The organism is Winogradskyella wichelsiae, from assembly GCF_013403925.1.
GTDB lineage: Bacteria > Bacteroidota > Bacteroidia > Flavobacteriales > Flavobacteriaceae > Winogradskyella > Winogradskyella wichelsiae.
This window is the reverse complement of record NZ_JABFDJ010000006.1, coordinates 146,519-172,848: the sequence shown is the minus strand read 5'-3', so window position 1 is coordinate 172,848 and position 26,330 is coordinate 146,519. Positions and strand designations below refer to the sequence as shown.

At 32.5% G+C, this 26,330-nt stretch carries 39 protein-coding genes; 29 read left to right on the top strand and 10 right to left on the bottom strand.

Features of this window, described 5'->3' with window-relative positions; translation table 11 throughout:
- The first annotated feature begins 2 nt into the window (after positions 1–2).
- The 27 genes from rplV (at position 3) to HM985_RS13125 (ending at position 16,774) form a co-directional block, all read left to right on the top strand.
- Positions 3–410: a 50S ribosomal protein L22 gene (gene rplV / locus HM985_RS13255; protein ID WP_179376714.1), complete on the top strand. Its 408-nt coding sequence runs from the start codon at positions 3–5 to the stop codon at positions 408–410.
- A 9-nt stretch (positions 411–419) separates the two neighbouring features.
- Positions 420–1,136 (top strand): 30S ribosomal protein S3, encoded by a 717-nt coding sequence (gene rpsC, locus HM985_RS13250; protein WP_179376713.1) that lies wholly within the window; start codon positions 420–422, stop codon positions 1,134–1,136.
- A gap of 20 nt (positions 1,137–1,156) precedes the next feature.
- Positions 1,157–1,576 (top strand): 50S ribosomal protein L16, encoded by a 420-nt coding sequence (gene rplP, locus HM985_RS13245; RefSeq protein ID WP_179315572.1) that lies wholly within the window; start codon positions 1,157–1,159, stop codon positions 1,574–1,576.
- 12 nt (positions 1,577–1,588) lie between these two features.
- Entirely contained in the window at positions 1,589–1,780 is a 192-nt protein-coding gene (gene rpmC / locus HM985_RS13240; RefSeq protein ID WP_179376712.1) for a 50S ribosomal protein L29, read from the top strand.
- Positions 1,781–1,797: 17 nt separating this feature from the next.
- Positions 1,798–2,055, top strand: a complete 258-nt coding sequence (gene rpsQ / locus HM985_RS13235) for a 30S ribosomal protein S17 (protein WP_092469501.1) — start codon at positions 1,798–1,800, stop codon at positions 2,053–2,055.
- Between the two features lie 2 nt (positions 2,056–2,057).
- Positions 2,058–2,426, top strand: coding sequence for a 50S ribosomal protein L14 (gene rplN / locus HM985_RS13230; protein ID WP_179376711.1), 369 nt, complete (start codon positions 2,058–2,060; stop codon positions 2,424–2,426).
- Positions 2,427–2,438: 12 nt separating this feature from the next.
- Complete coding sequence (gene rplX, locus HM985_RS13225; RefSeq protein WP_173587860.1) at positions 2,439–2,750, top strand: 50S ribosomal protein L24; 312 nt, start codon at positions 2,439–2,441, stop codon at positions 2,748–2,750.
- A gap of 2 nt (positions 2,751–2,752) precedes the next feature.
- Complete coding sequence (rplE, locus tag HM985_RS13220; protein WP_179376710.1) at positions 2,753–3,304, top strand: 50S ribosomal protein L5; 552 nt, start codon at positions 2,753–2,755, stop codon at positions 3,302–3,304.
- A gap of 3 nt (positions 3,305–3,307) precedes the next feature.
- Positions 3,308–3,577: a 30S ribosomal protein S14 gene (gene rpsN / locus HM985_RS13215; protein ID WP_179376709.1), complete on the top strand. Its 270-nt coding sequence runs from the start codon at positions 3,308–3,310 to the stop codon at positions 3,575–3,577.
- Positions 3,578–3,639: 62 nt separating this feature from the next.
- Positions 3,640–4,038 (top strand): 30S ribosomal protein S8, encoded by a 399-nt coding sequence (rpsH, locus tag HM985_RS13210; protein WP_173587863.1) that lies wholly within the window; start codon positions 3,640–3,642, stop codon positions 4,036–4,038.
- Positions 4,039–4,050: 12 nt separating this feature from the next.
- Positions 4,051–4,593, top strand: a complete 543-nt coding sequence (gene rplF, locus HM985_RS13205) for a 50S ribosomal protein L6 (protein WP_179376708.1) — start codon at positions 4,051–4,053, stop codon at positions 4,591–4,593.
- A gap of 10 nt (positions 4,594–4,603) precedes the next feature.
- Positions 4,604–4,960, top strand: coding sequence for a 50S ribosomal protein L18 (gene rplR / locus HM985_RS13200; RefSeq protein ID WP_179376707.1), 357 nt, complete (start codon positions 4,604–4,606; stop codon positions 4,958–4,960).
- Between the two features lie 6 nt (positions 4,961–4,966).
- Positions 4,967–5,491 carry a 30S ribosomal protein S5 gene (gene rpsE, locus HM985_RS13195; RefSeq protein WP_178984433.1) on the top strand — a complete coding sequence of 175 codons (525 nt, stop codon included), beginning with the start codon at positions 4,967–4,969 and terminating at the stop codon, positions 5,489–5,491.
- A 13-nt stretch (positions 5,492–5,504) separates the two neighbouring features.
- On the top strand, positions 5,505–5,684 hold the full coding sequence (gene rpmD, locus HM985_RS13190; RefSeq protein WP_020897638.1) for a 50S ribosomal protein L30: 180 nt from the start codon (positions 5,505–5,507) through the stop codon (positions 5,682–5,684).
- Positions 5,685–5,699: 15 nt separating this feature from the next.
- Entirely contained in the window at positions 5,700–6,152 is a 453-nt protein-coding gene (gene rplO / locus HM985_RS13185) for a 50S ribosomal protein L15 (protein WP_179315574.1), read from the top strand.
- A 10-nt stretch (positions 6,153–6,162) separates the two neighbouring features.
- Positions 6,163–7,527 carry a preprotein translocase subunit SecY gene (gene secY / locus HM985_RS13180; protein WP_179376706.1) on the top strand — a complete coding sequence of 455 codons (1,365 nt, stop codon included), beginning with the start codon at positions 6,163–6,165 and terminating at the stop codon, positions 7,525–7,527.
- Between the two features lie 9 nt (positions 7,528–7,536).
- Positions 7,537–7,752 carry a translation initiation factor IF-1 gene (gene infA / locus HM985_RS13175; RefSeq protein WP_007094967.1) on the top strand — a complete coding sequence of 72 codons (216 nt, stop codon included), beginning with the start codon at positions 7,537–7,539 and terminating at the stop codon, positions 7,750–7,752.
- A gap of 4 nt (positions 7,753–7,756) precedes the next feature.
- Entirely contained in the window at positions 7,757–7,873 is a 117-nt protein-coding gene (gene ykgO, locus HM985_RS13170; RefSeq protein ID WP_008269159.1) for a type B 50S ribosomal protein L36, read from the top strand.
- Between the two features lie 2 nt (positions 7,874–7,875).
- Positions 7,876–8,250, top strand: a complete 375-nt coding sequence (gene rpsM / locus HM985_RS13165) for a 30S ribosomal protein S13 (RefSeq protein ID WP_173587869.1) — start codon at positions 7,876–7,878, stop codon at positions 8,248–8,250.
- Positions 8,251–8,350: 100 nt separating this feature from the next.
- Positions 8,351–8,734 (top strand): 30S ribosomal protein S11, encoded by a 384-nt coding sequence (rpsK, locus tag HM985_RS13160; RefSeq protein WP_179376705.1) that lies wholly within the window; start codon positions 8,351–8,353, stop codon positions 8,732–8,734.
- A 216-nt stretch (positions 8,735–8,950) separates the two neighbouring features.
- Positions 8,951–9,556: a 30S ribosomal protein S4 gene (rpsD, locus tag HM985_RS13155; protein WP_179376704.1), complete on the top strand. Its 606-nt coding sequence runs from the start codon at positions 8,951–8,953 to the stop codon at positions 9,554–9,556.
- A 94-nt stretch (positions 9,557–9,650) separates the two neighbouring features.
- Positions 9,651–10,643 (top strand): DNA-directed RNA polymerase subunit alpha, encoded by a 993-nt coding sequence (locus HM985_RS13150; RefSeq protein WP_179376703.1) that lies wholly within the window; start codon positions 9,651–9,653, stop codon positions 10,641–10,643.
- 113 nt (positions 10,644–10,756) lie between these two features.
- Entirely contained in the window at positions 10,757–11,230 is a 474-nt protein-coding gene (gene rplQ / locus HM985_RS13145; protein WP_179376702.1) for a 50S ribosomal protein L17, read from the top strand.
- Between the two features lie 262 nt (positions 11,231–11,492).
- On the top strand, positions 11,493–12,596 hold the full coding sequence (carA, locus tag HM985_RS13140) for a glutamine-hydrolyzing carbamoyl-phosphate synthase small subunit (RefSeq protein WP_179376701.1): 1,104 nt from the start codon (positions 11,493–11,495) through the stop codon (positions 12,594–12,596).
- A 223-nt stretch (positions 12,597–12,819) separates the two neighbouring features.
- On the top strand, positions 12,820–14,115 hold the full coding sequence (gene eno, locus HM985_RS13135; protein WP_179376700.1) for a phosphopyruvate hydratase: 1,296 nt from the start codon (positions 12,820–12,822) through the stop codon (positions 14,113–14,115).
- A 318-nt stretch (positions 14,116–14,433) separates the two neighbouring features.
- On the top strand, positions 14,434–15,720 hold the full coding sequence (locus HM985_RS13130; RefSeq protein ID WP_179376699.1) for a citrate synthase: 1,287 nt from the start codon (positions 14,434–14,436) through the stop codon (positions 15,718–15,720).
- Between the two features lie 142 nt (positions 15,721–15,862).
- Positions 15,863–16,774, top strand: a complete 912-nt coding sequence (locus HM985_RS13125) for a dimethylarginine dimethylaminohydrolase family protein (protein WP_179376698.1) — start codon at positions 15,863–15,865, stop codon at positions 16,772–16,774.
- Position 16,775: 1 nt separating this feature from the next.
- Here the strand turns inward: HM985_RS13125 and HM985_RS13120 are convergent, their stop codons facing one another.
- The 6 genes from HM985_RS13120 to rsfS all read right to left on the bottom strand — a co-directional run bounded on the left by HM985_RS13120 (position 16,776) and on the right by rsfS (position 21,559).
- Positions 16,776–17,042: an acyl-CoA-binding protein gene (locus tag HM985_RS13120; RefSeq protein ID WP_179376697.1), complete on the bottom strand. Its 267-nt coding sequence runs from the start codon at positions 17,040–17,042 to the stop codon at positions 16,776–16,778.
- On the bottom strand, positions 17,042–17,695 hold the full coding sequence (locus HM985_RS13115; protein WP_179376696.1) for a phosphatidylserine decarboxylase family protein: 654 nt from the start codon (positions 17,693–17,695) through the stop codon (positions 17,042–17,044). The genes HM985_RS13120 and HM985_RS13115 overlap by 1 nt, the downstream gene beginning before the upstream one ends.
- A complete protein-coding gene (locus HM985_RS13110; RefSeq protein WP_179376695.1) occupies positions 17,685–18,506 on the bottom strand; it encodes a phosphatidate cytidylyltransferase in 822 nt (273 codons plus the stop codon). Before HM985_RS13110 ends, HM985_RS13115 begins: the two co-directional genes overlap by 11 nt.
- Positions 18,506–19,117, bottom strand: a complete 612-nt coding sequence (locus HM985_RS13105) for an LUD domain-containing protein (RefSeq protein ID WP_179376694.1) — start codon at positions 19,115–19,117, stop codon at positions 18,506–18,508. Before HM985_RS13105 ends, HM985_RS13110 begins: the two co-directional genes overlap by 1 nt.
- A 107-nt stretch (positions 19,118–19,224) precedes the next feature.
- A complete protein-coding gene (gene ftsH, locus HM985_RS13100; RefSeq protein WP_179376693.1) occupies positions 19,225–21,168 on the bottom strand; it encodes an ATP-dependent zinc metalloprotease FtsH in 1,944 nt (647 codons plus the stop codon).
- Between the two features lie 19 nt (positions 21,169–21,187).
- Positions 21,188–21,559, bottom strand: a complete 372-nt coding sequence (gene rsfS / locus HM985_RS13095; protein ID WP_179376692.1) for a ribosome silencing factor — start codon at positions 21,557–21,559, stop codon at positions 21,188–21,190.
- 94 nt (positions 21,560–21,653) lie between these two features.
- Between rsfS and HM985_RS13090 the strand changes: the two genes are divergently transcribed.
- On the top strand, positions 21,654–22,388 hold the full coding sequence (locus HM985_RS13090) for a biotin--[acetyl-CoA-carboxylase] ligase (protein WP_179376691.1): 735 nt from the start codon (positions 21,654–21,656) through the stop codon (positions 22,386–22,388).
- Positions 22,389–22,412: 24 nt separating this feature from the next.
- Here HM985_RS13090 and HM985_RS13085 read toward each other — a convergent pair whose 3' ends face one another.
- The gene (locus tag HM985_RS13085; protein ID WP_179376690.1) at positions 22,413–22,808 is read right to left on the bottom strand and encodes an SRPBCC family protein; all 396 of its coding nucleotides are present in this window, start codon (positions 22,806–22,808) and stop codon (positions 22,413–22,415) included.
- A 102-nt stretch (positions 22,809–22,910) separates the two neighbouring features.
- Complete coding sequence (pyrE, locus tag HM985_RS13080) at positions 22,911–23,555, bottom strand: orotate phosphoribosyltransferase (protein WP_179376689.1); 645 nt, start codon at positions 23,553–23,555, stop codon at positions 22,911–22,913.
- A gap of 119 nt (positions 23,556–23,674) precedes the next feature.
- On the opposite strand from pyrE, the gene HM985_RS13075 reads away from it, so the two are divergent.
- Complete coding sequence (locus HM985_RS13075; protein ID WP_179376688.1) at positions 23,675–24,256, top strand: NUDIX hydrolase; 582 nt, start codon at positions 23,675–23,677, stop codon at positions 24,254–24,256.
- Positions 24,257–24,422: 166 nt separating this feature from the next.
- On the opposite strand, the gene HM985_RS13070 is transcribed toward HM985_RS13075, so the two are convergent.
- Positions 24,423–25,106 (bottom strand): N-formylglutamate amidohydrolase, encoded by a 684-nt coding sequence (locus HM985_RS13070; RefSeq protein WP_179376687.1) that lies wholly within the window; start codon positions 25,104–25,106, stop codon positions 24,423–24,425.
- On the bottom strand, positions 25,103–26,329 hold the full coding sequence (locus HM985_RS13065) for a glutamate-cysteine ligase family protein (RefSeq protein ID WP_179376686.1): 1,227 nt from the start codon (positions 26,327–26,329) through the stop codon (positions 25,103–25,105). The genes HM985_RS13070 and HM985_RS13065 overlap by 4 nt, the downstream gene beginning before the upstream one ends.
- Between the last annotated feature and the right edge of the window lies 1 nt (position 26,330).

The window sequence follows — 26,330 nt, the reverse complement described above, 5'->3', positions numbered from 1 at the left end:
TCATGGGAAGTCGTAAAAAACAAATGGCGGAAGCTATTAAAGCCGAGAAAAAGCAGATTGCTTTTGCTAAGCTAAATAACTGTCCTACATCACCAAGAAAAATGCGCTTAGTTGCGGATTTAGTAAGAGGTGAAAAGGCAGAGAAAGCTCTTCAGATTCTTAGATTTAGTCAAAAAGAAGCATCTCGTCGTTTAGAGAAACTTGTTATGTCTGCAATAGCAAACTGGCAAGCTAAAAATGAAGACGCTGATGTAGAAGAGGCTAAATTGTTTATCAAAGAAATTAGAGTAGATGGTGGTTCTATGTTAAAGAGATTGCGTCCAGCACCTCAAGGTAGAGCACATAGAATTAGAAAGAGATCTAATCACGTAACTGTGGTAATAGATTCAATAAATAAAACACAAAGCTAAGATAGAGATATGGGACAAAAGACAAATCCAATCGGAAATCGCTTAGGAATTATCAGAGGATGGGAATCTAACTGGTACGGAGGAAACGATTATGGTGATAAACTTGCCGAAGACGATAAGATTAGAAAGTATATTCATGCTCGTCTATCTAAAGCTAGTGTAAGTAGAGTAATTATTGAGCGTACGCTTAAACTTGTAACCGTTACTATCACTACTGCTAGACCTGGTATTATTATCGGAAAAGGTGGACAAGAGGTAGATAAGTTGAAAGAAGAGCTTAAGAAAATTACTGGCAAAGAAGTTCAATTGAACATCTTTGAAATTAAAAGACCTGAGCTTGATGCTTATTTAGTAGCTGCTAGTGTTGCTCGTCAAATTGAAAGTAGAATTTCATACAGACGTGCAATAAAAATGGCTATCGCTGCTGCAATTCGTATGAATGCTGAAGGAATTAAAATTCAGATTAGTGGTCGTTTGAATGGTGCTGAAATGGCACGTTCTGAACACTATAAAGAAGGACGTATTCCTTTATCTACTTTTAGAGCTGACATTGATTATGCTCTTGTAGAAGCACATACTACTTATGGTAGACTAGGTATCAAAGTTTGGATAATGAAAGGTGAAGTATATGGAAAAAGAGAACTTTCTCCATTAGTAGGCTTATCTAAACAAAAGAGCAAAGGTGGACGTGGTGGAAATAAGAACCAATCTCGTCGTAGAAAGTAATTTTTTAAAGAAAAGACAAAATGTTACAGCCTAAAAGAACAAAATTTCGTAAGCAGCAAAAGGGACGTATGAAAGGAAATGCGGGAAGAGGTCATTTGTTATCAAATGGTACTTTCGGTATTAAATCATTAGATTCAACATTTATTACTGCACGTCAAATAGAAGCAGCACGTATTGCCGCTACACGTTACATGAAAAGAGAAGGATCGTTATGGATTAAAATTTTTCCAGACAAGCCTATTACAAAGAAACCTCTTGAAGTACGTATGGGTAAGGGTAAAGGTGCCGTTGAATATTGGGCAGCAGTTGTAAAACCAGGACGTATGTTATTTGAAATAAGTGGTGTGCCATTAGAAACTGCTCAAGAAGCACTTCGTTTAGCAGCACAGAAACTTCCTGTAAAAACTAAGTTTATCATAGCTAGAGATTACGAAGCTTAATAGAAAGATATTATGAAGCAATCAGACATTAAACAGCTTTCAACAGCTGAGTTACAAGAGAAACTTAGTGAATCTAAAAAGAGTTATACAGACCTTAAGATGGCACATGTTATATCACCTTTAGATAATCCAATACAGTTACGAGTTGCGCGTCGCACAGTAGCTAGAGTGGCAACAGAACTAACTAAAAGAGACGTACAATAATTGTATTCTGCTGAAAGATGGAAAAAAGAAACTTAAGAAAAGAACGTATAGGGATCGTAACGAGTAACAAAATGGAGAAATCTATTGTTGTTGCTGAAGTTAAGAAGGTAAAACACCCTATGTATGGAAAATTCGTGTTAAAAACAAAGAAATATGTTGCACACGATGAGACAAATGACTGCAACGAAGGAGATACAGTAAAGATCATGGAAACACGACCTTTAAGTAAATCTAAGTGTTGGAGATTAGTAGAAATAATTGAAAGAGCGAAGTAATTATGTTACAACAAGAATCAAGATTAAAAGTAGCTGATAACACTGGTGCAAAGGAAGTTTTAACTATCCGTGTATTAGGTGGGACTAAAAGAAGGTATGCTTCTGTAGGAGATAAGATTGTAGTAGCTGTTAAAGATGCTACACCTAATGGTAGCATTAAGAAAGGTGCTGTCTCTACTGCAGTAGTTGTACGTACAGCTAAAGAGGTAAGACGTCCTGACGGATCTTACATTAGATTTGATGATAACGCTTGTGTACTTTTAAATCCTCAAGGGGAAATGAGAGGAACTCGTGTTTTCGGTCCTGTAGCTAGAGAACTTCGTGATAAACAATTCATGAAAATTGTATCATTGGCACCAGAAGTGCTTTAATTGATAAATAAAATGACAAAGCTTAAAATAAAATCAGGAGATACAGTAAAAGTAATTGCTGGTGATCATAAAGGATCAGAAGGTAAAGTACTTAAAGTATTAATAGATAAGAACAAAGCCATCGTAGAAGGTGTGAACATGGTTAAGAAACATACTAAACCAAGTGCGCAAAATCCTCAAGGTGGTATTGTAGAGAAAGAAGCATCTTTACATATATCTAACTTATCGTTGTTAACTTCTAAGGGAGAAACAACTAGAGTTGGTTATAAGATGGATGGTGATAATAAAGTAAGATTTTCTAAAAAATCTAATGAAGTAATTTAATTATGGCTTACGTTGCAAGATTAAAACAAGAGTATAAGGACAAAGTTGTTCCAACTCTTACGGAAGAATTTGGATATAAAAATGTAATGCAAGTACCTAAGCTTACTAAGATAGTAATATCTAAGGGTGTTGGTGCTGCTGTTGCGGATAAGAAATTAATCGATCACGCAGTAGAGGAGCTTACAAAAATATCTGGACAGAAAGCTATACATACAATGTCTAAGAAGGATGTTGCTTCTTTTAAATTGCGTAAAGGGATGCCAATTGGTGCAAAAGTTACGTTAAGAGGAGAGCAGATGTATGAATTCTTAGATCGTTTGGTGACTTCAGCTTTACCACGTGTTAGAGATTTTAACGGAATCAAAGCTACTGGTTTTGATGGACGTGGAAACTATAACTTAGGTGTAGTAGAACAAATCATATTTCCAGAAATAGATATTGACAAAGTTAATAAGATTTCAGGAATGGATATTACATTTGTGACTTCAGCAGAAACCGATAAGGAAGCTAAGTCATTATTAACAGAATTAGGATTACCTTTTAAAAAGAACTAAATTATGGCTAAAGAATCAATGAAAGCCCGTGAGGTGAAGCGTTCTAAAACGGTAGCTAAATATGCAGAGAAAAGAAAGGCTTTGAAAGAAGCTGGAGATTACGAAGCATTACAAAAGTTACCAAAAAATGCATCACCAGTACGTCAGCACAACCGTTGTAAACTTACAGGTAGACCAAAAGGTTATATGAGACAATTTGGAATTTCTCGTGTAATGTTTAGAGAAATGGCTAACCAAGGTTTAATTCCAGGTGTAAGAAAGGCAAGTTGGTAAAATTATAAATTGGTTTCAGGTTTGGCAATAGTGTCGAAAACCGCTACCGCAAATTAATACATATGAATACAGATCCAATAGCGGATTATTTAACGCGAGTTAGAAACGCAGTTAAGGCAAACCACAGAGTGGTTGAGATTCCTGCATCTAATTTAAAAAAAGAAATAACTAAGATTTTATTCGATCAAGGATTTATCTTAAGTTATAAGTTTGACGATTCTTCAGTACAGGGTACAATCAAAATTGCTTTGAAGTACAGTAAAGAAACTAAAGAATCAGTTATCAAAAAAATTCAAAGAATCAGTAAACCAGGTTTACGTAAGTATGCTTCATCTAACGAAATGCCAAGAATCCTTAACGGATTAGGTATTGCAATTGTTTCAACGTCTCACGGAGTGATGACAGGGAAACAAGCGCAGAGAGAAAATGTAGGTGGTGAAGTCTTATGTTACGTATACTAAAAACAGGAAATTATGTCAAGAATAGGTAAAAACCCAATAACAGTTCCTGAAGGTGTAACAGTTGAGATTAAAGATAACTTAATTACTGCTAAAGGTAAATTAGGTGAATTAACTCAAGAGTATTCGGAGATTGAAATAAAATTAGAAGACGGTACTATTACATTAGAGCGTTCTTCTGATAAGAAAGATTTAAGAGCAAAACATGGTCTTTATAGAGCATTAATTGCTAATATGATAGAAGGTGTTTCTAAAGGCTGGACCAAAGAACTAGAATTAGTTGGTGTAGGGTATAGAGCATCAAATCAAGGACAAAAGTTAGATTTGGCCGTTGGATTTTCTCATAATATTGTTTTGGACATTGCTCCAGAGGTAATCATTGAGACAATATCTGAAAAGGGTAAAAATCCAAGAGTTAAATTAACGTCTTTTGACAAACAATTGGTAGGTCAAGTTGCAGCTAAGATTCGCGGCTTTAGAAGACCTGAGCCTTACAAAGGAAAAGGTATCAAGTTTGTAGGTGAAGAAATCAGAAGAAAAGCAGGTAAATCAGCTTAATAATTAAGTTATGGCATTGACAAAGAACGAAAGAAGATTAAGAATTAAAAGCAGAATCCGTAAGGTAGTATCTGGGACTGAAACTAGACCAAGATTAGCTGTTTTTAGAAGTAATAAAGAAATTTATGCTCAAGTCGTAGATGATGTAACTGGTAAAACTTTAGCTGCTGCATCTTCAAGAGACAAGGACATTACAAAGTCTGAAGGAAGTAAATCAGAATTAGCTACATTAGTAGGTAAATCTGTTGCCGAAAAAGCTATTAAAGCTGGTGTTGAAACTATTTCTTTTGATAGAGGTGGATACTTATATCACGGTAGAGTAAAATCATTAGCAGAAGGTGCTAGAGAAGCAGGACTTAAATTTTAAGACATTATGTATCAAAAATATAAAAACGCAGAGCTTGTTAAACCAAGCGGATTAGAATTAAAAGATCGCTTAGTTGGCGTGCAGCGTGTAACTAAAGTAACAAAAGGTGGTAGAGCATTTGGTTTTTCTGCTATTGTTGTTGTTGGTGACGAAACAAATGTTGTAGGTCAAGGTTTAGGTAAATCTAAAGATGTAGCTACTGCAATTGCAAAAGCTATTGAGGATGCTAAGAAAAATTTAGTGAGAATTCCAATTCTTAAAGGAACTATACCACATGAGCAAAAAGGTAAGTATGGTGGAGCTAGAGTTAACATAATCCCGGCTGCACCTGGTACAGGAGTTATTGCAGGTGGTGCGGTAAGAATAGTACTTGAAGCAGTTGGTGTACATGATGTATTATCAAAGTCTCAAGGATCATCTAACCCTCACAACGTGGTAAAAGCAACATTTGATGCTTTATTACAATTAAGAGATGCTAAGTCTGTTGCTAAAGAGCGTGGAATTTCACTTGAAAAAGTATTTAACGGATAATCGATAGGATAAGATGGCAAAGATTAAAGTAAAGAAAGTAAAAAGTGCAATCAATCGTACTAAAAGACAAAAGCTTACATTAGCAGCTTTAGGTTTAAAAAAGATTGGACAAGTTGTAGAGCACGACGCCACACCAAACATCCTTGGTATGGTTAAGAAAGTTGAACATTTAGTTTCTGTAGAAGAAGCTTAAAAATATAACTTAAGAATGGATTTAAGTAATTTAAAACCTGCAGAAGGTTCAGTAAAAAATCAAGGAAAGCGTATTGGACGTGGACAAGGTTCTGGTAAAGGTGGTACCGCTACTCGTGGTCACAAAGGAGCAAAGTCTCGTTCAGGTTATTCTAAGAAAGTAGGATTTGAAGGTGGTCAAATGCCAATTCAAAGACGTGTACCTAAGTTTGGTTTCACTAATATTAACCGTATTGAGCATCAAGGTGTAAACTTAGATACTCTACAAAAGTTAGTAGATGAAAAGAAAATTGAAGGTAGTATTGATTTTGATACATTAATATCTTTAGGTTTAGCTGGTAAGAATGAACTAGTAAAAATTTTAGGTAGAGGTGAGTTAAAAGCAAAATTAACAGTAACTGCTCATAAATTTACTGCTACGGCAAAGGCGGCTATTGAAGCTGCTGGTGGTGAAGCTGTAACTTTATAAGATTTTTAGGATGAAAATAATAGAAACATTAAAAAACGTTTGGAAAATCACAGAACTTAAGGATAGAATTATTCTAACCTTAGGTTTGTTGTTGGTTTATCGTTTTGGTGCACAGGTAGTATTACCTGGTATTAATATCGATGCATTAGGTGGTTTACAAGCTGGTGTTGATGGTGGAATATTAGGATTGTTAAATGCATTTACAGGTGGGGCTTTTGCCAATGCATCTGTTTTTGCTTTAGGTATTATGCCTTACATATCTGCTTCCATTGTTGTTCAGTTAATGGGTATTGCGATTCCTTATTTACAAAAGCTTCAGAAAGAAGGTGCTAGTGGTCAAAAGAAAATCACTCAAATAACACGTTGGTTAACTATTGGTATTTGTCTGGTACAGGCACCAGGTTATTTAGCAAGCGTACCAGGATTATCAGGTGCTTCATCAATGGGAGCTATGTTAGTACCAGGTTTTAGTGAAAATATCTTTTACTTCTCATCAGTAATTATTTTAGTAACTGGTTGTGTTTTTGCAATGTGGTTGGGTGAAAAAATTACGGATAAAGGTATTGGTAATGGTATCTCATTATTAATTATGGTTGGTATTATCGCTACGTTACCACAGTCATTTATACAAAATGCTGCTTCTAGATTAGAAGGGGGTAATGGTGGATTCATGATGATATTAATAGAACTAGTTATTTGGTTCTTAATTATTCTAGGATCAATCTTCTTAGTAATGGCAGTTAGAAAAGTAGCTGTTCAGTACGCAAGAAGAACTGCAACTGGTGGCTACGAGAAAAATGTTTTTGGATCGCGTCAATTTTTACCATTGAAGCTTAATGCTTCAGGTGTAATGCCTATTATCTTTGCACAAGCTATTATGTTTGTACCAAGTTTAATTGGTGGATCAGCATGGTTGAAAGATACCGATTCAGGAGTATGGATGCAAGCTAATTTCTCAGATATATTTGGTTTTTGGTATAATTTAATGTTTGCTTTATTGATTATAGTATTTACATATTTCTATACAGCAATTACGGTACCAACTAATAAAATGGCTGATGATTTAAAACGAAGCGGTGGGTTTATTCCAGGTATTCGTCCGGGGTCAGAAACCTCTGAGTATTTAGACAAAGTAATGTCACAAATTACATTACCAGGTTCTATATTTTTAGCTTTAGTCGCTGTTTTTCCAGCATTTATTGTATCCTTAATGAAGGTACAACAAGGATGGGCATTATTCTTTGGTGGTACATCACTATTAATTATGGTTGGTGTAGCAATTGATACAATGCAACAGATTAATTCTTATTTATTAAATAAGCATTATGATGGATTGATGAAAACAGGTAAAAATAGAAAAGCGGTTGCGCAATAAGATATAATTATGGCAAAACAAGCAGCAATAGAACAAGACGGGACAATTATAGAAGCATTATCTAATGCTATGTTTCGTGTTGAATTAGAAAATGGTCATATAGTGACCGCACATATCTCTGGTAAAATGCGTATGCATTACATTAAGTTGTTACCAGGAGATAAGGTGAAATTAGAAATGAGTCCTTACGATTTAACTAAGGCTCGAATAACCTATAGATACTAATACGATGAAAGTAAGAGCATCAGTAAAGAAAAGAAGCGCAGACTGTAAGTTAGTGCGCAGAAAAGGTAGACTTTACGTCATTAACAAAAAGAATCCTAGATTCAAACAAAGACAAGGGTAATTATGGCAAGAATTGCAGGTGTAGACATACCAAAACAGAAAAGAGGAGTTATCTCTTTAACTTATATCTACGGAGTAGGTAGAAGTAGATCAAAAGAAATTTTAGCAGCAGCTAAAGTTGACGAAAACACTAAAGTTCAAGATTGGACTGACGATGAAATTGGAGCAATCCGTGAATCTGTTGGAACTTTTAAAATTGAAGGTGAATTACGTTCTGAAACACAAATGAACATTAAGCGATTAATGGATATTGGATGTTACAGAGGTATTCGTCATAGAGTTGGTCTTCCATTAAGAGGACAACGTACTAAGAATAACTCACGTACAAGAAAAGGAAGACGTAAAACAGTTGCTAATAAAAAGAAAGTAACTAAGTAATCAATAGTCTTTAGTCTTTAGACGTTGGAAAGAATCTGTTTGAAATTTGACGGTTTAGGATTCTAGCGACTATTAACTAATACTAAAAGCTAAAAATATAATGGCAAAAGCAAGTACAAAAAAACGTAAAGTCATAGTTGATGCAATTGGTGAAGCTCATATCACTGCTTCATTTAACAACATCATTATTTCTTTAACAAATAAAAAAGGTGACGTTATTTCTTGGTCATCAGCTGGTAAAATGGGATTTAGAGGTTCTAAAAAGAACACACCTTATGCTGCTCAATTAGCTGCAGAAGATGCGGCAGGAGTTGCTAAAGAAGCTGGATTAAAGAAAGTAAAGGCATACGTTAAAGGGCCAGGTAATGGTAGAGAATCTGCTATCAGATCTATACATAATGCTGGTATTGAAGTTTCAGAAATTATTGATGTAACTCCACTTCCTCATAACGGTTGTCGTCCACCAAAAAGACGTAGAGTTTAATCTAAATTTTTATTTAGATGTCTAACTTATTATAGTTAGAATACTTACTTAAATTACCTTATAAACTAATATCATCCATATATGTGTTGATATTAGTTTATTTTGTGTAAATTTGCAAACTGAAAAATTATAACAAGTATTAATAAGAGGTCAACGATTAATGAAGGATAAGATTAAGACCTTAATTCATTAATCACTCTTAAAAAACAAATTAAAATGGCAAGATATACTGGTCCTAAAACTAAAATAGCTCGTAAATTTGGACAAGCTATATTCGGAGACGATAAAGCTTTCGAAAAAAGAAATTATCCACCTGGACAACATGGTAACACACGTCGTCGTGGTAAAAAATCTGAATATTCTGTTCAGTTAATGGAAAAGCAAAAAGCTAAATATACTTACGGTATTTTAGAAAAGCAATTCAGAAACATGTTTAAAAGAGCAACTTCTGCTAAAGGAATTACAGGTGAAGTATTACTTCAATTATGTGAATCTCGTTTAGATAACGTTGTTTACAGAATGGGAATTTCTCCTTCTAGAAGTGGTGCTAGGCAATTAGTTTCTCACAGACATATTACCGTTAACGGTGAAAAAGTAAACATACCTTCTTACCAATTAAAAGCTGGTGATGTTGTTGCTGTAAGAGAAAAGTCTAAATCTTTGGAGGCTATTCAAAATTCATTATCTAATTCTAGTGAAGTTTTTGAATGGATTACATGGAACACAAATACAATGAATGGAACTTATGTTGCAGTACCGGCAAGAATCCAAATTCCAGAACAAATCAACGAGCAGTTAATCGTTGAGCTTTACTCTAAATAATAATCTAATCACATTGGTATTTGGCCAAAGGTTTTATAGGACTTCTTCAAACTTATAAATCGCGCAACCAAATAACAATTAAAACGAAGAATATATGGCAATATTAAATTTTCAGAAGCCTGATAAAGTAATCATGATTAATTCTACTGATTTCGAAGGTAAATTCGAGTTCAGACCTTTAGAGCCAGGATATGGATTAACTGTTGGTAATGCTTTAAGAAGAGTTTTATTATCTTCATTAGAAGGTTTTGCTATTACGTCAATAAAAATAGAAGGTGTAGATCATGAGTTTTCTACAATTTCTGGAGTAGTTGAGGATGTTACTGAAATGATTTTGAACTTAAAGCAAGTTAACTTTAAGCGTCAAATTGAAGAAGTTGATAACGAAACTGTTACAATTTCTATATCAGGACAAAATCAAATTACGGCTGGTGATTTTCAGAAGTTTATTTCGGGTTTCCAAGTTTTAAATACAGATTTAGTAATCTGTAACTTAGACCCTAAAGTAAATATCAATATGGAATTGACTATTGAAAAAGGAAGAGGTTACGTTCCTGCAGAAGAGAATAAGAAATCTTCAGCAGCAATAGGAACTGTTTTTATTGATTCAATTTTTACACCAATCCAGAACGTAAAATATGCTATTGAAAACTTCCGTGTTGAGCAAAAAACGGATTACGAAAAATTAGTTTTTGAAATTAGAACTGATGGATCTATTAATCCTAAAGACGCTTTAACAGAAGCAGCAAAAATATTAATTCACCACTTCATGTTATTCTCTGATGAGCGTATCACTTTAGAAGCTGATGAAATTGCACAGACTGAAACTTATGATGAAGAATCACTTCACATGAGACAACTATTGAAAACTAAATTAGTTGATATGGATCTTTCTGTACGTGCTCTTAATTGTTTAAAAGCTGCAGAAGTTGATACATTAGGTGACTTAGTATCATTCAATAAAAATGATTTAATGAAATTCAGAAACTTCGGTAAGAAGTCTTTAACTGAACTAGAAGAACTAGTAAATGTAAAAGGGTTAAACTTCGGAATGGATTTAAGCAAATATAAATTAGATAAGGATTAAATAGATTAGGATTCTTGTGAAAGCAGGAATCCAATTCTAATAAATAAAATTATTATTAATCATATTTTGCTCCTCAATAAAGAGTTTGGTAGCAAGATGATAACACTAAAGTCATGAGACACGGAAAAAAATTCAACCACTTAGGTAGACAAACAGCACATAGAAAGTCAATGTTAGCAAATATGGCTTGTTCTTTAATAGAGCACAAGCGTATTAATACTACCGTTGCTAAAGCGAAAGCTTTAAAGCAGTTTGTAGAGCCTATGATTACAAAATCTAAGACAGATACTACACATAACAGACGTATTGTAATGGCTAAGCTAAGACAAACTGATGCAGTTGCAGAATTGTTTAGAGATGTAGCACCAAAAATTGGTGATCGTCCAGGTGGTTATACACGTATCATCAAATTAGGAAACAGATTAGGTGATAATGCTGATATGGCAATGATAGAATTAGTTGATTACAACGAAATCTATAATGCTGATAAAGCACCAAAGAAAACAACTCGTAGAAGTAGAAGAGGTGGTAACAAAGCTACTGAAGCACCAGCTACTGAAGTTAACACTTCAAACGAAGAAGAATAAATGTTAATAAGCATTTAAAAATATAAAGGATAAACTGTTTCAGTTTATCCTTTTTTTTTGGATTTTTGTAAAAGTTATTATTGATAATATATATGTTGGTTTAGTTTTAAGATAAATCAATGTTTAACAACAGGCTCTTAGCTCGTAATAGGAATAAATTAATCAATATTTAACGATTTAAAAATTATAAGGCGTATTAAAAGTACTCTAGTGTTTACAATTAATAAAATAACAAAACAGCTTAATAACTCACATTTAAGTCATGAAGTATAAACAAAGAAAAAAAGCGATCATCTTATTAGCCGATGGAACAATCTTTCATGGTAAGTCTATAGGAAAAGAAGGATCTGCTTTTGGTGAAGTATGTTTTAATACAGGTACCACAGGTTATCAAGAAATTTTTACAGATCCGTCTTATTACGGTCAATTAATGGTAACCACCAATGCTCATATTGGTAATTATGGCACCAAAGAAGATGAAGTAGAATCGGATGCTATTAAAATTGCAGGATTAATTTGTAAAAATTTTAGTTTTAATTATTCACGACCAGCAGGTGACGCATCTTTAGAAGAATTTTTTGAGAAAAATAATACATTAGCCATCTCTGATGTAGATACACGTGCTTTAGTGAGTTATATTAGAGATAATGGTGCAATGAATGCGGTTATTTCTACGGAAGTAGACAATATAGAAGATCTCAAAAAGCAACTATCTGAAATTCCTTCTATGGTTGGGTTAGAACTAGCATCTAAGGTTTCAACTAAAGAGCCATATTTTGTAGGTGATGAAAATGCGACTTATAAAATTGCAGCCTTAGATATTGGAATTAAAAAGAACATTCTTAGAAACTTAGCTAAGCGTGATGCTTATATTAAAGTATTTCCTTATAATTCGAAGTTTGAAGAGTTAGAAGCATTTAATCCAGATGGTTATTTCTTATCTAATGGTCCTGGTGATCCGGAACCTTTAATAGATGCCATTAACTTAGCCAAAGAAATAATTGCTAAGAATAAACCATTATTTGGTATTTGTTTAGGACATCAAGTGATTGCTTTAGCAAACGGAATTTCAACCTATAAGATGCACAACGGCCATAGAGGTATAAATCATCCTGTTAAAAATCTAATTACAGGAAAAGGTGAAATAACATCTCAAAATCATGGATTTGCTGTTAATCGTGAAGAAACTGAAGCTAACACCAATGTAGAAATCACCCACGTTCATTTAAACGATGATACGGTGGCAGGAATCAAGCTAAAAGATAAAAATTGTTTCTCAGTTCAATACCATCCAGAAGCAAGTCCTGGACCAAATGACTCTTTATATCTGTTTGATCAGTTTATTGAGAATCTCAAAAAATTGTAAATATAAAAAACGCAATGAAATTTAAATTTCATTGCGTTTTTTTAGTTACGAAAACAATATCGTAAACTTTAATCATAAATATGATTTTTGTCAAGTTTAGAGTCATAGATTTTCGTAAATTTGTTACTATCAATAAGGTGTTATTGACGTTCTTTAGAATGATTTATTAGACTGAAAACTCACATCTTACATATTTAATAAAAGTTAACTAAAACCAAAAATAATGAGTATTATTATTAATGTACACGCAAGACAAATTTTCGATTCTCGAGGAAATCCAACAGTAGAAGTGGATGTTACAACAGAAAACGGTGTTATGGGTAGAGCAGCAGTACCTTCTGGTGCATCTACAGGTGAGCACGAAGCTGTTGAACTTAGAGATGGTGGCGATACTTATATGGGAAAAGGAGTTCTTAAGGCTGTAGAAAATGTAAACTCTGCAATTGCTCAAGAATTATTAGGCATGTCAGTTTTTGAACAAAATGCTATAGATAAAATGATGATTGATTTAGATGGTACTCCCAATAAATCAAAGTTAGGTGCTAACGCAATTTTAGGGGTGTCTCTTGCTGTTGCAAAGGCGGCGGCTAATGAGTTAGGTATGCCACTATATAGATATGTTGGTGGTGTTTCTGCCAATACATTGCCATTACCAATGATGAATATTATTAACGGTGGTTCTCATAGTGATGCTCCAATTGCATTTCAAGAATTCATGATTATGCCTGTTAAAGCAAAAAACTTTACACAAGCAATGCAAATGGGAACTGAGATTTTCCATAGCCTTAAAAAGGTATTACATGATAGAGATTTAAGTACAGCTGTTGGTGATGAAGGAGGTTTTGCTCCAAACTTACCAGGAGGAACTGAAGATGCATTAGATACAATTAAGAAAGCAGTTGAGAAAGCTGGATATAAATTTGGTGAAGATATTATGATCGCATTGGATTGTGCTGCAGCAGAATTTTTTGTAGATGGTAAATATGACTACAAAAAATTTGAAGGAGACTCTGGTGTTATTAGAACAAGTAAAGAACAAGCTGATTATTTAGCTGAATTAGCTGCTAATTATCCAATTATTTCTATTGAAGATGGAATGGATGAGAACGATTGGGATGGTTGGAAATATTTAACAGAAAAGATTGGGGATAAAGTGCAATTAGTTGGTGATGATTTGTATGTAACTAATGTAGAGCGTTTATCTCGTGGAATTGAAAATGGTATAGCCAATTCAATTTTAATAAAAGTAAACCAAATTGGAACATTAACAGAAACTATTGCTGCAGTAAATATGGCACATAATGCAGGTTATACGTCTGTAATGTCTCATAGATCTGGGGAAACAGAAGATAATACTATAGCAGATTTAGCTGTAGCATTAAACTGTGGTCAAATTAAAACAGGTTCTGCATCTCGTAGTGACCGTATGGCTAAGTACAATCAATTATTACGCATTGAAGAAGAATTAGGCGAAGTTGCTTATTTTCCTGGTGCGAATGCTTTTAAAATAAAAGCTTAAATTTTAAGCTTCTAATAATATTAAACCATCTAAAAGAAATTTTAGATGGTTTTTTTATGATACAGATGGAGTATTGTAGAATATATTTTTTAAGTGTTTAAATTATTTTGGTTATTGAGAGAAGCATTAAGATTAACAACCTAAGAGTCTATTTTTATTCAAATTAACTACTATTTATTTCTATTTATGCTAAAAACATTTTAATGATTTTAAAGTATTCATAGAAATTGTTAAAACCATTATAAATGTGCTTTCTAAATCGTTTGATATTTCGTAAATTTACATTCCTTATAATTTATTAAAATCCGAAAAGAAAATATGTCAGATAAAGCTACATTAGAAATTAATGGTGAAAAGTACGAATTCCCTATAGTAATAGGATCAGAAAAGGAAGTTGCTATAGATATCAAAAGTTTAAGAACTGCCACAAATGGAGTTATCACTATTGATCCAGGTTTCAAAAACACTGGTAGTTGTGAAAGTGCTATTACTTTTTTAGATGGAGAAAAAGGTATCTTAAGATATAGAGGTTACTCTATTGAAGAACTGGCCGAAAAAGCTAGTTTCTTAGAAGTAATATACTTACTTATTTTCGGAGAATTACCAAATAAGAAAAAATTAGATCAATTTCATGAAGATATTAAGTCTCACTCTGTAGTAGATGATGATCTTAAAAAGATTTTAGATGCTTTTCCTAAGTCGGCTCATCCAATGGGTGTTTTGTCTTCACTAACAAGCGCACTAACTGCGTTTTACCCATCTTCAGTAGATGTTGCTTCAGAAGAAGCGATGTATAATTCTATTGTTACTATTTTAGGTAAGTTTCCTGTAATAGTGTCTTGGACTATGCGTAAAAAACAAGGTTTACCATTAGAATATGGTGATGATGATTTAGGGTATGTAGAGAATATTTTAAAGATGATGTTTAAGAGTCCAAACGGGCATTATAATCAAAATCCTATATTAGTTAATGCATTAGATAAACTTTTAATTTTACATGCAGATCATGAGCAAAACTGTTCTACATCTACAGTAAGAATAACTGGTTCTTCTCATGCAGGACTTTTTGTTTCTCTTGCATCTGGTATATCTGCACTTTGGGGACCTCTACATGGAGGTGCTAACCAAGCTGTATTAGAAATGTTAGAAGCTATTCAAGCAGATGGTGGTGATACTAAAAAATATATGGCTAAGGCTAAGGATAAAAATGATCCTTTCCGTCTTATGGGATTCGGTCATCGTGTTTATAAAAACTTTGACCCAAGAGCTAAGATTATTAAAGTTGCTGCAGATGAGTTATTAGCAGATTTAGGAATTGAAGATCCTATTTTAGAAATTGCTAAAGGATTAGAAAAAGAAGCTTTAGAAGATCCTTATTTTGTTGACAGAAAATTATATCCGAATGTTGATTTCTATTCTGGTATTATTTACAGAGCTATGGGAATTCCTGTAGAGATGTTTACAGTAATGTTTGCATTAGGTCGTTTACCAGGTTGGATAGCGCAATGGAAAGAAATGAGAAGAAATCAAGAACCTATTGGTCGCCCAAGACAATTATATACAGGTGAAACATACAGACCGTTTGTACCAGTAGAAAATAGATAACATTTTACATAACATTTTTTAAAAGCTTCATATTTATTATGAAGCTTTTTCTATTTTTGACTTTATCAAAAAGTAAAAACTAATTGAGACTTCTATTATAATTAAGCACAATAAAGGAGTCATAGATTAAAAAGATATTCATATGAAATTAAACATACAAAACGAGAGTTCTCGTCTTAGATCAGTGATTTTAGGAACTGCAGAAAGTGTAGGTAAAGTTCCGTCATTAGAAGACGCTTACGATCCTAAATCTATTCAGCATATAAAGGCAGGGACTTACCCAACAGAAGCGGATATGGTGCAAGAAATAGATGCTGTAGAAGCGATCTTAAAAAAATATGATGTAACAGTATATAGACCAAAAGTAATTTCTAATTATAATCAAATTTTTTCAAGAGACATTGCATTTGTTATTGAAGACAAATTAATTGAAGCCAATATTCTACCAGACCGTGAAAGAGAATACGAGGCTATTCAACATGTATTAGATTTAATAGGGAAGGATAATATCATAGTTCTTCCAGAAGAATGTCATGTAGAAGGAGGCGATGTAATGCCTTATAACGATTATATATTTATAGGAACATATTCTGGTGAGGATTATTCAGATTACATTACTGCAAGGACTAATATGGATGCTGTTATTGCCATTCAAGAGTTATTTCCAGACAAAATAGTAAAGTCATTTGAACTTCGTAAATCTAATACTGATCCGAAAGAAAATGCACTTCATTTAGATTGTTGTTTTCAACCCATAGGAAAAGATAAAGCGATACTTCATAAAAACGGTTTCTTAATTGAAAGAGAATATGAATGGTTATTAAATTTCTTTGGAAAAGAGAATGTTTTTGAAATAACTAAAGAGGAAATGTTTAATATGAACAGTAATATATTTTCAATTTCTGAAGATGTAATAATTTCAGAAAAGAACTTTATAAGATTAAATACTTGGTTGCGTGAAAATGGTTTTACTGTTGAAGAAGTCGCTTATGCTGAAATAGCAAAGCAAGAGGGCTTATTACGTTGTTCAACAATGCCGTTAATTAGAGATTAAGTTACTTTCTATATAAGAAATAATTTGTAACAAGATTTATATATTCTTCCTTAGCTTCATCACGGCTAATGTTTTTTACTTGAAATAAAGCATTAGCCTTAAAAGCATTAATTATAGGTTTACGACTACTTGGCGTATCATAATTGCGAGTAGCTTTTTTATAATAGGCGTAGAGGCGTAATAAAAAATCGGCAGGAAAAGGTTCTGTATGATCATTGACTAGATCCACAGCGTCTTTAAATTTTATGTCTAATTCTTTAGAAATCATTATTTTATTTCTGCAATGATACTTTCACCACCACGAACTTTCTGATTAAGTTCAACTTTTATTTTAGCATCCAAAGGTAAGAATAAATCAACTCGCGATCCAAATTTAATAAAACCAGAATCACCACCTTGCTTAGCTTGCATATCAACTTTGGCATAATTAACAATACGTTTGGCTAAAGCACCAGCAATTTGTCTATATAGTATTTTACCAAAATGTTTATTTTCTACAACTACAGTAGTACGCTCATTTTCTTCACTTGCTTTGGGGTGCCAAGCAACTAAATATTTCCCTGGATGATATTTACTATAAGTTACATTTCCAGAAATAGGGAAGCGTGTTACATGGACATTAACAGGAGACATAAAAACAGATACCTGAATACGTTTGTCTTTAAAAAATTCGTTTTCCTGCACTTCTTCAATTACAACAACTTTACCGTCAACCGGTGATACGGCCTGTTTTTCATCAGGATTTGTACTTCTTTTAGGGTTTCTGAAAAATTGAAGAATGAGTACAAAGAAACCTAAAACAAGGAGCATCAGGCTCTTTCTAAGCCATTCTACAGCTATAAACGCATCTATTAAAAAAAATGAACCTACAACGATAACTAATGTTATAAATATAATTTTATGACCTTCTTTATGAAACATACTTTAAAATTCTTAAGAATAAATATATAAATGGTACTGCAAAGATAATACTATCTAGACGATCTAATAGTCCACCGTGTCCTGGCATTATTACACCGCTGTCTTTTACACCAGCCTGGCGTTTAAATTTAGATTCTATTAAGTCGCCAAATGTACCAAAAACACTTACAATAATGGCCAAAATTAACCAAGAAGTAAAACCTAAGGTATTTGTATAGCTTGCGATAAAATAACTAGAAATACAAGCGAAAAATAACCCACCTAGAAAACCCTCTACGGTCTTTTTAGGTGAAATACTTGGGAATAGTTTTTGTTTTCCAAAATTCTTACCAACTAAATAGGCAGCACTGTCATTTACCCAAATAAGCACAAAACCACCTAAAAGCATTAGAGGTGTGAATTTATTTTGATAATTAGCAATGAGTAACATAAAAACAAAACCACTTGTTAAGTAAAAAGCAGTTACAATATGTCTCTTAGATTCGAAAAGGGGAATTTTTTTTGATGTAAATAAATCTTTAATTAAAATAAGATTTACAAATATGGTTATAATGAGTAATATTTTAATTGCTTCATTAGCAATTAAGTTCGTTGAATTATAGATGCTAATGTACCAAAAGCCAATATAAATGACAGCAAAAATAAGATATTGCGCAATAGACTTAAGATTAATAAGACGACTAAATTCTGTTAGACAGATAAATCCAAAGACTCCAATTAGAGCTACCGTTGCGGCTTGAGAATAAAGTGAACCAATGAGTAGTGCTACGTATATAGCGCCAGACAAGGCTCTTGTTGCTAACTCTTTCATTATAGATCTTCTAGTAAGAGTAGATATAAATTTTTCGAACTACTTCCATAAGATAAGAAGTCTTTATCGTCTGCTGTTTTAAAATGCTTGATTGTAGTAATATTGGTTGGTATTTTTTGTTTGCTTTTTGCTTTTATAATTCCGTTTAATCCTTCGCCTATTGTTTCCACAAATTGGCTAGTAGTAGCATAAATTATAAAATTGTCTGGTAATTCAATTAATTTTTTTTCAGCAATTTGATTTGAAGAAATTAATAAAGAGCCATCGTCAGAAATTAAATATTCGCAAGTAGATAAAAAATACGCGCTTTCTGATAGTTTTTTAGTAGAATTTAAATTAAAATCTTTAAATAATTCTGATAAGCGCTCATCAATCAAGAAAACTTTATCATCATGCCAGTTGTTTTCGTCTAAAATGGCATTAAAGCTTTGTTGCACTTCTTCAATATTTTCACAATATAAAAACTTTCCACCATTAGCCTTAAAGTTAATAGTAAAACGTTCATCTACAGGTAGCTTCATTTCAGGCATGTACTTGCCTCGCTCATGATTTGGTATGTTTTCTTCAGTTTTTTCAGATTTTCTTCCGAAGAATTTACTAAATATGCTCATTCAATAATTGCTATTTATCCTTGTATGGTGTTATTTTCAAATATAAAAAAACTTAAACTAACACAGGGTTAATTTAAGTTTTTTATATGATTGTAGGCTATGAAGGTCTACGCTTCTTCTTCACTATTTAATATAGGAGTTTCAAAAGCGCGCTTACCAAATATCTTCTCAAGGTTATCTTTAAATATAACTTCTTTATCTAAAAGCACTTCTGCTAATTCGGTTAATTTATCCTTGTTGTTTTCTAATAGATGTATAGCACGTTGATATTGTTTTTCAATAATATCAGATATTTCTTGATCAATAAGTTCTGCTGTTTTTTCACTGTATGGTTTTGTAAAACCATATTCAGATTGTCCAGAAGAATCATAATACGTTAAGTTACCAACTTTATCGCTAAGTCCGTAAACAGTCACCATAGCTCGTGCTTGCTTAGTTACTTTTTCTAAGTCACTTAAGGCACCTGTAGAAATTTTATCAAAAATCACTTTTTCTGCAGCTCTACCACCTAATGCAGCACACATTTCGTCTAGCATTTGTTCTGGGTGTACAATTAAGCGTTCTTCTGGTAAATACCATGCAGCACCTAAAGAACGTCCTCTTGGTACAATAGTTACTTTAACTAAAGGAGCAGCATGCTCTAACATCCAACTCACTGTGGCATGACCAGCTTCGTGAAAAGCAACAGCTCTTTTTTCTGCCGGGGTAATAATTTTATTTTTCTTTTCTAAACCACCAATAATTCTATCAACAGCATCTAAGAAATCTTGTTTATTTACTGATTTTTTACCTTTTCTAGCTGCAATTAAAGCCGCTTCGTTACAAACATTAGCAATATCTGCACCAGAAAAACCTGGAGTTTGTTTTGCTAAGAAATCGATATCTAAAGTTTCTTCTTTTTTAAGTGGACGTAAATGCACTTCAAAAATCTCTTTACGTTCTCTAACATCTGGAAGATCTACATAAATCTGACGGTCAAAACGACCAGCTCTCATTAATGCACTATCTAATACATCAGCTCTGTTTGTTGCAGCTAACACAATAACGTTTGTGTTAGTACCAAACCCATCCATTTCTGTTAAGAGTTGGTTTAATGTGTTTTCACGTTCATCGTTAGAGCCAGACATGTTATTTTTTCCTCTTGCTCTACCAATAGCATCAATCTCATCAATAAATATAATTGAAGGAGATTTCTCTTTAGCTTGTTTAAATAGATCTCTAACACGAGATGCACCTACACCAACAAACATTTCTACGAAATCTGAACCAGATAAAGAGAAAAAAGGAACTTTAGCTTCACCTGCAACAGCTTTTGCTAATAATGTTTTTCCTGTTCCTGGAGGTCCTACTAATAATGCACCTTTCGGTATTTTACCACCTAAAGCGGTATACTTTTCTGGGAATTTTAAGAAATCTACAATTTCTTGTACTTCTTCTTTAGCTCCTTCTAGACCTGCAACATCTTTGAAAGATGTTTTTATATCAATTTTTTCATCAAAAAGTTTAGCTTTAGATTTTCCAATATTGAAAAGCTGACCACCAGCTCCTCCGCCTCCGCCACCAGACATACGACGCATAATAAAAATCCAAACACCAATAATTAATACAAATGGTAATAATGTTAAAAGGAAATCTCCCCATACATTATGTTCTGTTTCATATACCAATTCTGTACTCAGGTTATTATCTTTAATAACTTGATTAACTTCTTTTTCAAAATTCTGAAGATCCCCAAATTCAAACTTATAGTTTGGTGAAGGAGTTGCAGAAGGAAATATTGAATTAGAATTTGTTTTTTTGTGAGGTGCTTGCTCTTTAGCTTCTTTAGTTAAGAATACACGAGCTTCTCTCTTATTTACAATTTCTATTTTGTCTACTTGCCCTTGATTTAAATAATCCAAGAATTGTGCAGGAGTTGTTTGTGTGCCTGTAGATTCACCAAATCCTCCAGAAAAAATCTGAAATGATATAAATACAGCTATAATGATTCCGTAGATCCAATAAGGATTTAATTTCGGTTTTTTGTTTAAGTTTTTATTGTCTTTTGCCATTCTAAGCGTGTGTGTTTATTTAGTAACTTGTTTCAATTTTAGTGATTTTAGCATCTCCCCAAAGCTCTTCAATATTGTAATATTCTCTAATATGTTTTTGAAACACATGTACCACAACATTAACATAATCCATTAAAACCCATTCAGCATTTTCTGTACCCTCAACATGCCAAGGCTTATCTTTTAATGCTTTACTAACTTGTTTTTGAACAGAACTGACAATGGCGTTTACTTGTGTGTTTGAAGAACCTTCACAAACAATAAAATAATCACAAACAGTATTTTCTATTTCTCGTAAATCTAATATTGTTATCTCTTTTCCTTTTACTTCCTCGATGCCTCCGATGATTGTTGTAATGAGTTGGTCTGTAGGGATTTTATCTTTAGTCATTAATTTGTATTAATTTTGTGCAAAGTTATTATATTTTTCGTTCTTGTAGGCGCATAATGTCATAAGAAAACTATAAAATAAATTTGCCTAGTAAATGTACATAATCAAACTTAATGCCATTGAGTCTACAAATACCTATCTAAAAGATTTGGCAACGGTATCTCTACCTAAAGATTACAGTGTTGTGGTTGCAGATTCGCAGACTAAAGGTAAGGGTCAAATGGGCGCAAAATGGAAGGTGGAAGGCGGAAAAAACCTTACTGTTAGTGTGTTTAAAAGATTGCCAGGTTTTAATGTTACCGATCAGTTTTATATAAGTATGACTGTGGCGTTAGCAATTATTAGAGCTTTGAGTATCTTAAAAATACCTAGATTGCATGTTAAATGGCCTAACGACATTTTGTCAGCGGACAAGAAGATATGTGGAGTTTTAATTGAAAATGTCATAAAAAATAATCAACTTCAAGGTTCTATAATTGGATTTGGACTTAATGTAAATCAAAAATTTTTTGATAATTTGCCTCAAGCTTCCTCCATGAGCTTGCTTACGGGAGTTCTTTATAATAAAGATGAAGTGCTTGCAGAGGTATTAAAACAGCTGCAATTTTATTTTAAAATCTTAGAATCTAAGCGGTTTTATGAAATTAAGACCGCATATGAAGGTGAGTTATTTAGAAAAGATAAGCCATCTACATTTTTAACAGTAAGTGACAATCGACGCTTTGCAGGAATAATACAAGGAGTAACAGAAAATGGACAATTACAAGTTTGGACTGAAGATGACATTATTAGATCCTTTGATTTAAAGGAAATAAAACTGCTCTATTAAATCCAAACTTGGAATTATAAATTTTTAGATTTCAGTTTTCATATTGGTAACCAAAGTCTCAATAAATTTACTGATAGGGCCTTTAATCATCATACCCATCATGGCATTAAATTCACCTTCAAAATTTAATTTCACCTCCGTTTTGTTAGGTTCAATTTCTGTAATATCTGCGATTAAAGAAAAATCTAATTTTCCGCCTGCTGCACCTAAAACAATCTTACTATTAGGGATTGCTTCTTTTTTCTTCAATACAATTTCTGGCATTCCTTTTAATGCGAAAAGAAATTTATCGTTGTCCAAAACTTCAAATTTACTTATGTTTTCAGGCATTAAGCTTTCAAAATTTTTAACATCAGATAAAAAATTAAAGGTAGATTCAGCTGATTTATCTAAAGTTACTTTTGGAGATTCTAATTTCATCTTTTTTTATTGTTAAGTTGTTGTTTTGCTAAGTTAATGGCAGACGTTTTAATAAAATATTCTTTTATTAACTGCACCACCTAACACTTGTACTTTTATATATCAATTAGCGTTCCACTCACTTGGATTTGCATTCCATTTTGCTAAAATGTCTTGCTGATCTTTTGTTATATAGTCATTGTCTAAAGCTTGTTCTAATAAATTTTCATAATTACCAAGGGTGTGTAATTCTACATTGGCTTCTTCAAAATTCTTCTTAGCAATATCAAATCCGTAAGAAAAAATGGCAACCATGCCTTTTACCTTAACTTCGGCTTCATTTAAAGCCGTAACAGCATTAAGACTGCTCATTCCGGTGCTGATTAAATCTTCAACAACAACAACAGTTTGTCCTTTTTCAATATAACCTTCAATTTGGTTTTGACGACCATGCTTTTTTGCTTCTGGTCTAACATATACAAAAGGCAGATTTAAATATTCTGCAACTAAAGCTCCAATTCCTATTGCACCAGTGGCGACACCAGCAATTACATCTGGTTTACCGTAAAGCGTTTCAATATTTTTAGCAATTGTTTCTCTAATGTAATTTCTTACAAGCGGAAATGATAATACAATTCTATTATCACAATAAATTGGAGATTTCCAGCCAGAAGCCCAAGTAAAAGGATCTTCGGGTTGTAATTTTATAGCATTAATTTGCAGTAAAACTTCGGCTGTTTTTTTGGCGGTGTCTTTGTTAAAAATCATATTACAAAAATAATGATTTTTAAATCTTAAGAAATTTTAAATTAATTAAATTTTCATTTCAAATACTTTCTCGAAAAAAATAATATTTTTACATATAGAATGTTGAAACAACCGAAACGATGTACACTATATATGTAGGTGATAAACCTATAATTTTAACTACTGAGAATACTAAGGAAACTGACTTTAAATCTTTTCTTTTAAAATCCGTGAATATTGGTAAAGTCATAAAGACTTTAAATAATACGGATTTAAAGGCCGTGCATTTAATACATAAGAATGAGGATAAGTTACTTAAAAAGTTTTTGAAGCTATTACCGAATGTTGTTGCTGGTGGAGGTAAAGTTTATAACGATAAAGGTGAAATTCTCTTTATTTATAGAAATGATAAATGGGATTTGCCAAAAGGAAAAGCTGAACGCAATGAAACTATTGAAGAAACAGCGATTAGAGAAGTTGAAGAAGAAACAGGTGTTGAGGGTCTAAAAATTGTGAAAGCAATACCGACGACTTATCATATTTTTAAACGTCATGGTAAACTTAGAATAAAAATTACGCATTGGTTTGAAATGAAAACAAGTTTTAATGGTCAATTGTTTCCTCAAGAAAAAGAGGGTATTACTAAAGTAGAGTGGTTAGATGATAAAGCATCTCAAAAAGCTTTAGAGAATAGTTATGCAAATATTAGGATATTGGTTTAAAACAGTTTTATTGTGTAGCTAAAAAACGTTTTCAAAATTATGTACTTGTAATTTTGAAAACGCTTTTTTAAATTTAGGCTTAAATTAACAGTACTTCTTAATAGACCTTTTCTTCTACTAAAATCATTCACATTAACGGACTGCTGCCTAATGCAGTGTAGAAATCTTATTTAGAATTTAATATCGAAACAGCATTAAATAGTTTTGTTTTTATACCAGAATCAAATAGGTTGTCTTTTGTAAATTTCTGATTCACTTCAATTTCAATTCCTAAATAATGTACTGAAAATTGTTTTCTTAAATAGGTTGTAAACCCATCAGCTTTTCCTAAATACGGATAGTTGAATCTTACGTTTAAGTTCGGGTCTTGTTTTAAAAGTTCTAACTTTAATTGTTTGCACAACTGTTTTTCTTGTTTGTTAGAAGAATTATACAATAAGCCAATATCACAGTTTCTATTTTCTCCATTTAAAGAAGGTGTAAAACTATGAATAGATAAATGAAGTACTGAATCACCCTTTTTAATAAAGCTTCTAATATTATCTTCTACAGATGTTCTGTACGGTAAATAATGAATATTTATAATTTTTGTTTTCTCAATTTTAGTGAGGTCTTTTATGTACTCAGAAAATAAGTTTTTATGATGTAATGAACGATTTAGTTCTATTAATAAACGTGATGTTGTGCTGAAATAAGAAGCGTCAGATAACGGTTTTAAAGTTTGAAATAGATCTAAAGCACCCAAATCTAAAGCGCGATGAGTTTTTAAAATAACTTTATTTTTAAAGTGCTTTTTGTAAGTCGTAGGAATTTCGTTTCCGCCATGCTCACAAGTTAAAACGAGTTTCAAGGTTGAAATAATTCATTAGCTTGTAGACATTTTTGAAGCTGTCTGTAAACTGAAATAATATGAGTGTCATTATTTTCAGTACCAACTGCTTTGAGTATTCTTGTAGCCAAAGTGCCTTCTTTCAAAATTAATTCAACTGCAGTATAATGAGATTGGTGCAATTTTGGTTTTACAGATTGGTATAAGTGTTTCCAAAGTTCACTAACACTTGAAGACTCTTTTATTCCGAATAATTTTAAATAGTCTTTATTTTTAATTTTAGAATTTTCGGCGTGTTTTATAGAGTCATTCAAAATAGGAAATAAGTCTTCTTTAGTCCATGATTTTTGATCTTTCACAGTGCCAAATTCTTTATTGACTAACGCTTTTAAAACTTCAATAATTAATGCACAAATAGCAATATCTGCTTTGGGACATTCTTGAATATCTAGCAAACGTATTTCAATTGCATTTCTGTCAAAACGAGCAATAGCACCACGAGAATTTAGAAAATGTTGATCTAAAATTTTGTCTTTATCATAAGGTTGAATGGCGCGTTTTATAGGTTCTAAAATTGTAGCATAATAATCTAATTTTGAAAATGTCCGTTCCGGAATTACCAAACCCGTTAATTCAGGGATTTCTTTTTGATTCGTTTTATAAAACTCTAATCTTGTGTCTTTAAATTCTGTTATTTTTCCTTCTAAAATTGGTGAACTCGCAGATAATCCTGGTAAAATAGGTAAGATGATTCTAATTGCTGCATGTAGTTTTTCAAATTCCTTGTCATCATAAAATGGTAGATTAATATGTGTGCTTTGCACATTACTCCAACCGTGACCTTTGCAATTGAAAATAGTATTGTAAAGTGCATAAACTTTACTATAACTGTGTTTCCAAAGTTGTGTATCTGTGTTTGGATTCATCAGAGGGTGAGATGCAGAGCCCAGAAGCTGTAAATCTAATGGCTGTAAAAGTGTATCAATTTCTAAAATGTTAGCATGGAATTTGTCGGATAAATCATCTGTATTTTTTGCTGGTCCATTAGTTTTTAGTTCAATGACATGCGCAACCAATTCGTTACTCCAAGCAATAGCTCCGTTATCAATATCTGCTTCTATTTTACCAGCTTTTAAGGTGAGTAGTTCATCAACTTGAGGCGCAACTTTAAATGTTTTATTGTTAACTAACATATATTCGAGTTCAATTCCATAAACTTCGAATAAGTGATATTTTTTAATCATT

Bases quoted from the DNA above. Each gene is read 5' to 3' on its own strand.
- rplX (WP_173587860.1), top strand. From the start codon at position 2,439: ATGACAAAGCTTAAAATAAAATCAGGAGATACAGTAAAAGTAATTGCT.
- rpmD (WP_020897638.1), top strand. From the start codon at position 5,505: ATGGCAAAGATTAAAGTAAAGAAAGTAAAAAGTGCAATCAATCGTACT.
- rplO (WP_179315574.1), top strand. From the start codon at position 5,700: ATGGATTTAAGTAATTTAAAACCTGCAGAAGGTTCAGTAAAAAATCAA.
- eno (WP_179376700.1), top strand. From the start codon at position 12,820: ATGAGTATTATTATTAATGTACACGCAAGACAAATTTTCGATTCTCGA.
- HM985_RS13065 (WP_179376686.1), bottom strand. From the start codon at position 26,329: ATGATTAAAAAATATCACTTATTCGAAGTTTATGGAATTGAACTCGAA.
- rpsM (WP_173587869.1), top strand. From the start codon at position 7,876: ATGGCAAGAATTGCAGGTGTAGACATACCAAAACAGAAAAGAGGAGTT.
- HM985_RS13090 (WP_179376691.1), top strand. From the start codon at position 21,654: ATGTACATAATCAAACTTAATGCCATTGAGTCTACAAATACCTATCTA.
- rpsK (WP_179376705.1), top strand. From the start codon at position 8,351: ATGGCAAAAGCAAGTACAAAAAAACGTAAAGTCATAGTTGATGCAATT.
- rsfS (WP_179376692.1), bottom strand. From the start codon at position 21,559: ATGACTAAAGATAAAATCCCTACAGACCAACTCATTACAACAATCATC.
- HM985_RS13105 (WP_179376694.1), bottom strand. From the start codon at position 19,117: ATGAGCATATTTAGTAAATTCTTCGGAAGAAAATCTGAAAAAACTGAA.
- rpsC (WP_179376713.1), top strand. From the start codon at position 420: ATGGGACAAAAGACAAATCCAATCGGAAATCGCTTAGGAATTATCAGA.
- HM985_RS13085 (WP_179376690.1), bottom strand. From the start codon at position 22,808: ATGAAATTAGAATCTCCAAAAGTAACTTTAGATAAATCAGCTGAATCT.
- HM985_RS13125 (WP_179376698.1), top strand. From the start codon at position 15,863: ATGAAATTAAACATACAAAACGAGAGTTCTCGTCTTAGATCAGTGATT.
- rplF (WP_179376708.1), top strand. From the start codon at position 4,051: ATGTCAAGAATAGGTAAAAACCCAATAACAGTTCCTGAAGGTGTAACA.
- rplQ (WP_179376702.1), top strand. From the start codon at position 10,757: ATGAGACACGGAAAAAAATTCAACCACTTAGGTAGACAAACAGCACAT.
- HM985_RS13110 (WP_179376695.1), bottom strand. From the start codon at position 18,506: ATGAAAGAGTTAGCAACAAGAGCCTTGTCTGGCGCTATATACGTAGCA.
- infA (WP_007094967.1), top strand. From the start codon at position 7,537: ATGGCAAAACAAGCAGCAATAGAACAAGACGGGACAATTATAGAAGCA.
- rpsH (WP_173587863.1), top strand. From the start codon at position 3,640: ATGAATACAGATCCAATAGCGGATTATTTAACGCGAGTTAGAAACGCA.
- rplE (WP_179376710.1), top strand. From the start codon at position 2,753: ATGGCTTACGTTGCAAGATTAAAACAAGAGTATAAGGACAAAGTTGTT.
- rpsE (WP_178984433.1), top strand. From the start codon at position 4,967: ATGTATCAAAAATATAAAAACGCAGAGCTTGTTAAACCAAGCGGATTA.
- secY (WP_179376706.1), top strand. From the start codon at position 6,163: ATGAAAATAATAGAAACATTAAAAAACGTTTGGAAAATCACAGAACTT.
- HM985_RS13130 (WP_179376699.1), top strand. From the start codon at position 14,434: ATGTCAGATAAAGCTACATTAGAAATTAATGGTGAAAAGTACGAATTC.
- rplN (WP_179376711.1), top strand. From the start codon at position 2,058: ATGTTACAACAAGAATCAAGATTAAAAGTAGCTGATAACACTGGTGCA.
- HM985_RS13115 (WP_179376696.1), bottom strand. From the start codon at position 17,695: ATGTTTCATAAAGAAGGTCATAAAATTATATTTATAACATTAGTTATC.
- ykgO (WP_008269159.1), top strand. From the start codon at position 7,757: ATGAAAGTAAGAGCATCAGTAAAGAAAAGAAGCGCAGACTGTAAGTTA.
- pyrE (WP_179376689.1), bottom strand. From the start codon at position 23,555: ATGATTTTTAACAAAGACACCGCCAAAAAAACAGCCGAAGTTTTACTG.
- carA (WP_179376701.1), top strand. From the start codon at position 11,493: ATGAAGTATAAACAAAGAAAAAAAGCGATCATCTTATTAGCCGATGGA.
- rplP (WP_179315572.1), top strand. From the start codon at position 1,157: ATGTTACAGCCTAAAAGAACAAAATTTCGTAAGCAGCAAAAGGGACGT.
- ftsH (WP_179376693.1), bottom strand. From the start codon at position 21,168: ATGGCAAAAGACAATAAAAACTTAAACAAAAAACCGAAATTAAATCCT.
- HM985_RS13120 (WP_179376697.1), bottom strand. From the start codon at position 17,042: ATGATTTCTAAAGAATTAGACATAAAATTTAAAGACGCTGTGGATCTA.
- rpsN (WP_179376709.1), top strand. From the start codon at position 3,308: ATGGCTAAAGAATCAATGAAAGCCCGTGAGGTGAAGCGTTCTAAAACG.
- HM985_RS13150 (WP_179376703.1), top strand. From the start codon at position 9,651: ATGGCAATATTAAATTTTCAGAAGCCTGATAAAGTAATCATGATTAAT.
- rplR (WP_179376707.1), top strand. From the start codon at position 4,604: ATGGCATTGACAAAGAACGAAAGAAGATTAAGAATTAAAAGCAGAATC.
- rpmC (WP_179376712.1), top strand. From the start codon at position 1,589: ATGAAGCAATCAGACATTAAACAGCTTTCAACAGCTGAGTTACAAGAG.
- rpsD (WP_179376704.1), top strand. From the start codon at position 8,951: ATGGCAAGATATACTGGTCCTAAAACTAAAATAGCTCGTAAATTTGGA.
- rpsQ (WP_092469501.1), top strand. From the start codon at position 1,798: ATGGAAAAAAGAAACTTAAGAAAAGAACGTATAGGGATCGTAACGAGT.
- rplV (WP_179376714.1), top strand. From the start codon at position 3: ATGGGAAGTCGTAAAAAACAAATGGCGGAAGCTATTAAAGCCGAGAAA.
- HM985_RS13075 (WP_179376688.1), top strand. From the start codon at position 23,675: ATGTACACTATATATGTAGGTGATAAACCTATAATTTTAACTACTGAG.